Consider the following 5,470-nt stretch of genomic DNA (forward strand, 5'->3'; position numbering starts at 1 on the left):
ATTTTCTTCGCTTCAGCCGCGAATGGGGTTCTCTGGATGTTATAGTTGAGGCTTAAGCATGCCATTAAGAACGTTGTTCCTGAACCCTCCCTCGTTCGAGAACTTTGACGGCGGCGCCAGTTCGCGTTGGCCGGCCACTCGAGAAATTGAATCGTACTGGTATCCGGTTTGGCTGGCTTATCCGGCGGGCATGCTGGAAGGCTCGCGTCTGCTGGACGCCCCACCGCATCACGTCTCCGCCGATGAAACCATCAAGATCGGCACAGACTACGAGTTCCTGGTGCTGTTCACCAGCACCCCCGGTTGGACAGGCGACCAGAGACTCGCCGAGGCCATGAAGGCGGCAAATCCTAAATTAAAGATCGCCTTCGTTGGACCGCCAGTCACCACTTCCCCGGACAAGGCGTTGAACGAATGCGCGGTTATCGACTTTGTTTGCCGCAAAGAGTTTGACTACTCAGTCGTGGAGTTCGCACAGGGCAAGCCGCTCGATCAGATTCTCGGTATCTCGTATCGAAAGAACGGACGGGTCGTGCACAATCCCGATCGTCCACAGATCGAAGATCTCGATGCGCTGCCGGATGTCACCGATGTGTACAAGCGCGATCTAGACGTCACGCGATACAACGTTCCTTTCTTGTTGTATCCGTTTGTCTCGCTGTACACCACGCGCGGTTGTCCAGCACAGTGCACCTTCTGCTTGTGGCCCCAGACTCTCAGCGGTCACGCCTGGCGCAAGCGCTCGACTGATGCCGTTGCGCGAGAGATGGCTAAAGCTAAGGAATACTGGCCAAATGTCAGAGAGTTTTTCTTTGACGACGACACCTTCAACATTCAAGGACCGCGTACGATCGAGCTCTGCCAGAAGCTCAAGCCTTTGAAGCTGACCTGGTCTTGCACTTCCCGCGTAACCACAAGCTACGACACGCTAAAAGCCATGCGTGATGCTGGATGCCGTCTGCTTATCGTCGGTTTCGAATCTGGGGATGCTCAGATTTTGAAGAACATCAAGAAGGGTGCAACTGTCGAACGCGCACGCGATTTTACGCGCGATTGCCACAAGCTTGGCCTCGTGATTCACGGAGATTTCATTTTGGGATTGCCGGGCGAAACGAAGGAGACGATCCGCAACACCATCAACTTCGCTAAATCGCTGGATTGCGAGACTATCCAAGTTTCAGTCGCGCACGCCTATCCCGGAACGGAATTTCACGATTTGGCGGAGAAGCATGGATTTATCGTGAATAATCAATCGATGGTGGACTCCGGTGGACACCAGATGGCGCACATCGAGTATCCGGGACTGCCGCGCGACTATGTGATGGAGATGGTCCATCGCTTCTACGACGAATATTACTTCCGTCCAAAGCAGGTCTATCGCATCGTAAGAAAGGCGATCTTCAACAATACGGAGCGCAAGCGCCTCTATAAAGAGGCTAAATCTTTTCTCAAACTGAGGGCGGCGCGCAACAAGTACGTGGAAGAGACCCGCAAAAACCCGCAGCCAGTATCCTTGCTGGCGGAATCGCAGATGCAAGAAGAGGTTGTCGAAGTCGGGTCGAAATAACGGCCTGAAGATCTCTGGAATCGGTGAGAAGTCTTTCCATCTCCCGCCGAATCCGCAATCACTTTTGATATGTGCACTGCGCGGGCCTTCCTGCTTGTTTTCCGTCAAGTAAGGCTCAAGCGTCGTCTGCAACTTCTCTGAATCCGCACTGGTTTCCTTCGTGGCATCACTGCACCTTCTACGGCAGCTCACAACTCAAGCCACGATCTTTGAATCTTCACAATTGAACGCATGCGCACAATCGTTCCCATCAAGAAAACACGGGTTTCGGTCTTCACGATTCCTACAGACGCTCCCGAAGCGGACGGCACATTTTCCTGGAACAGCACGACCATGGTTCTGGTCGAGATCACTGCCGGCGATCAGACTGGGATTGGGTACACCTATGCGAGCGAAGCTGCCGCCACTCTGATTGAGAAGTCATTTTCAAAGCTGCTGGAAGGCCGCGATGCACTTTCGAATACTCAGCTATGGGACACAATGCGTCGCCAAGTGCGCAACATCGGACGTCCGGGGATCGCTTCGATGGCGATCTCCGCGGTGGACAATGCGCTCTGGGATGTGAAAGCAAGGCTGCTTGGAGTTTCACTGGCCGTGCTTTTGGGCAAGTGTCGAGAGTGCGTCGAGGTATACGGAAGCGGCGGATTCACTTCGTATCCTCTCCCACAATTGCAACGGCAACTCGGAGATTGGGCCGCCAATGGCATTCGCATGGTGAAGATGAAAGTCGGATCGCAACCCGAGCGCGACGTGGAGCGAGTCCGCGCTGCCCGTGAAGCCATTGGACGCGAGGTGCAGCTCTTCGTCGACGCCAATGGCGCCTACTCACGCAAGCAGGCGCTCGCCATGGCCGAACGGTTTGCAAAGTACGACGTTCGTTGGTTCGAGGAACCGGTTTCTTCAGATGATCTGGAAGGCTTACGCCTCATTCGCGAGCGCGCTCCAGCAGGAATGGAAATCGCAGCCGGCGAATATGGCTTTGATCAGTACTATTTCCGGCGCATGCTGGAAGCTGGCGCTGTGGATGTGCTTCAAGCCGACGCGACTCGCTGTGAAGGCGTCACCGGATTCATGATCGCTGGCGCGCTCTCCGAAAGTTTTCATGTCCCGTTCTCGGCCCATACGTCTCCCTCGATTCATCTACATCCGTGCAGCGCGCTTCCTGCTTTCCGGCACATCGAGTACTTCCATGACCATGTTCGTATCGAGCAGATGTTGTTCGATGGCGCTGCCTTTCAGGCGGATGGTTTCTTAACCCCTGACCTGAGCCGCCCCGGAATCGGGATTGAGCTTAAGCGCAAAGATGCGCAACGCTTTGCTGCCTAATGCAAACCTAGTTCCCAGCCAATCGCCTCTGTTCACAGTGGATTGGAGACTCACCGTGCCCGACAGCTCGCCGTCATCCTCTTCTTGTGCAGTGACGATGCAAAACTCAGTAGAGCAACGGATTCAGCATGAACCTGGCCGAATTCACTGGTGTTCGCGGAACAGCGAATTTATCAGCGAATTTAACAGCGAATTTTTTCTAAGAATGATGGCGAGCAACGGACGATTCCGCGCAACCGCCTGCCCGCGAAGGGATTACGGAAGTTCGCGATTTTCCCCCGCCACAAAGAACAGTGAATAACAGTGAATAAGCAGTGAATTCTGAAATTCGCATCCGTTGCTCGCGCCAGCGTCGGATGGTTGCGGCAAGCACTCTCCCACAGCCGCGCGAGTTCCAAAATGAAATTTCACGTTGACTCGAAATCTTGACTCGTGGTAGCACCGAACTAAGTTCGGTGCTGAGGCAGGTTCGGTGCTGAGGCAAGTTCGGTGATGAGCGATGGCCGCTCCCGACAGAACGAAAGTCGAGCGCGCCCCCGGAGCCTATTCCCTGCTCTTGCTTATCCCAGCCACTCGTCAGTGAGGTTATGTCGTTTCGGGTGAATCGGTGGCCCTTTTCTCCCGATCTTTCAAAAGCCGCACGATGGCGAGGATTGTGTTCCAGCTACGCGTCGTGGTGGGCATCCCGAATAGCTTATCGATCTGGCCAAGGTAGCCGATGGTCTTCATATTGCGCCGGTACACTCCGAACACGAATTGCTTTTCGGACGCGATAACGCGCACCAACCAATCCCCGCCGGAAGGAAATGTGACTGGCAGAGTAGCGCGGAGAGCTCCGGGTCGCGACAGGACGCTCACGAAGCGAACAACATCGGGAGATGATGGCTCGGTTCCAAACGGGTTTTCCGTCTCCAGGCGGATCAGATCGCGGCTGTCGCAGAGCACAACGTTAGCGTCGAATGGCAGCTTCCGGAGTAGTTCGCTACGGAACTTTGCGCGCGGGCCAGGCTTTCGGACGATAAACGTTCCGGCAGCGCCGATATTGAGCACATCGTAATCGCTCAGTTCTCTTGCGAGGACGCTCGGGCGAACTCTCCTGTGGCCGCCAACGTTGATACCTCGAAGGAAAACGACGAGAGCCATACGTGTCACCGGGTTTCCATTGTGGCAGCCACTCTAAAGGACATAATTTAAGGTGCGCCACCCAGCCCATGCATCACCGGTCCGAATTTCTGCCGTAGAAAAAATTCTCACCTCCACCTGAAAGCCCGCAGTTTAAGTTTCAAAAGCTGCAACACGTCCCTACCCGCATGATTGGGCAGCGGTGGTTGGCTACAATCCTGCCGGAGAGATCAATCATGCGCCTTAGAGTCCTTGCGAGGTGTGCAGTCTTAGGCGTGTTTGCAGTTCTCTCTCTGGCGGAATTGTCCTCGCAAAACCCTCCACTAACCCTGGCTTACCAGCTTACGCATTCCGAGACCATGGATCCCTCCTTGTCACCCGACGGCAAGAGGATGGTTTACATCTCTGTCGTTGCCGGGAAGGAACAGTTATTTGCGATGAATCTTGATGGTTCGGAGCCGGCGCAGCTAACGCACGACGATTCAGACCACGAGGATCCTGCGTGGTCGCCCGACGGGAAGAAGATCGCGTTCGTGCTCATCAAAGGCAGCCTCGAGCAGATTCATCTGATGAACTCCGACGGCTCGGGCGTGGAGCCGCTGGCCCCAAAAGAGCTGCGAACCATCCATCCCAACTGGTCTCCGGACAGCAAGCAAGTGGCGTATTGCACGGACGATGACCTGAAGCCTCCCAAGAAAAACGATTCCGACATCTACGCGGTGGATATCGCAAGCCGGCAGACGGTAAAACTGATCACCGGTGGAGTCAACACATATCCGGCCTGGTCCCCCGATGGCCGGCGGTTGGCTTTCCGCAGGATGCTGGGGGAGACCAACTCAGAGGTATTTATTGCGAACAAAGACGGCTCGGATGCGCGGAACCTCACCAATAATCCGGCCTTTGACGGCTGGCCTTCATGGTCACCCGACGGAACAAAAATCGCATTTGCATCGAACCGCAACCGGAATTATGAAATCTACATCATGAACCCCGATGGAAGCGATGTGCGCAAAGTGGCAAACAGCGAAGGCCGTGCGACCGCCCCACAATGGGGAAAGGACGGCAAGACAATCTATTTCCCAATCTGCAAAAAGGTGGACTTCAAGTTCGATTGCGAGATCTACGCAGCGAAGCTGTATGCGTTCTCCCAATAGTATCTTCGTTCACATGATCAATTGATCGCCATCAAACGATCCCGTTCAACCGATCGTCCGTTTCCGATGATCTTTCAGCTTCGTCTTGGCCAGAGCCTCAATGGTCGCTCTGAGCGGCTGCGCCATCCGTTCTCCCGAGGACAACTACTTCAACTCATGTCAGCCATCGTCAGCGCGCCTGGGGCAGGAAGACCTGTCGATTTCAGGCCTGGCCTGAGTTCCATTTTGGGTAGGCTTTAGTAAAGGCAGGAAACGCGGCCAAAATTTATCACATGCGCACCCTCCCGAAAATCGCGGAAGA

Annotated in this window: 4 protein-coding genes; 3 read left to right on the forward strand and 1 reads right to left on the reverse strand. The window is 54.8% G+C overall.

The annotated features are described in order from the left end of the window. Nucleotides 1-58 precede the first annotated feature (58 nt). Nucleotides 59-1,567: a hopanoid biosynthesis associated radical SAM protein HpnJ gene (gene hpnJ, locus DMG62_02285; GenBank protein PYY24708.1), complete on the forward strand. Its 1,509-nt coding sequence runs from the start codon at nt 59-61 to the stop codon at nt 1,565-1,567. 231 nt (nt 1,568-1,798) lie between these two features. After that, nucleotides 1,799-2,893, forward strand: coding sequence for a mandelate racemase (locus DMG62_02290; protein ID PYY24709.1), 1,095 nt, complete (start codon nt 1,799-1,801; stop codon nt 2,891-2,893). A gap of 585 nt (nt 2,894-3,478) precedes the next feature. Here the strand turns inward: DMG62_02290 and DMG62_02295 are convergent. After that, nucleotides 3,479-4,036 carry a hypothetical protein gene (locus tag DMG62_02295; GenBank protein ID PYY24710.1) on the reverse strand — a complete coding sequence of 186 codons (558 nt, stop codon included), beginning with the start codon at nt 4,034-4,036 and terminating at the stop codon, nt 3,479-3,481. A gap of 167 nt (nt 4,037-4,203) precedes the next feature. Here DMG62_02295 and DMG62_02300 point away from each other — a divergent pair, with 167 nt between their 5' ends. After that, nucleotides 4,204-5,169: a hypothetical protein gene (locus DMG62_02300; GenBank protein ID PYY24711.1), complete on the forward strand. Its 966-nt coding sequence runs from the start codon at nt 4,204-4,206 to the stop codon at nt 5,167-5,169. Nucleotides 5,170-5,470: the final 301 nt, after the last annotated feature.

The sequence above is a fragment of the Acidobacteriota bacterium genome (genome assembly GCA_003225175.1).
Lineage (GTDB): Bacteria > Acidobacteriota > Terriglobia > Terriglobales > Acidobacteriaceae > Gp1-AA112.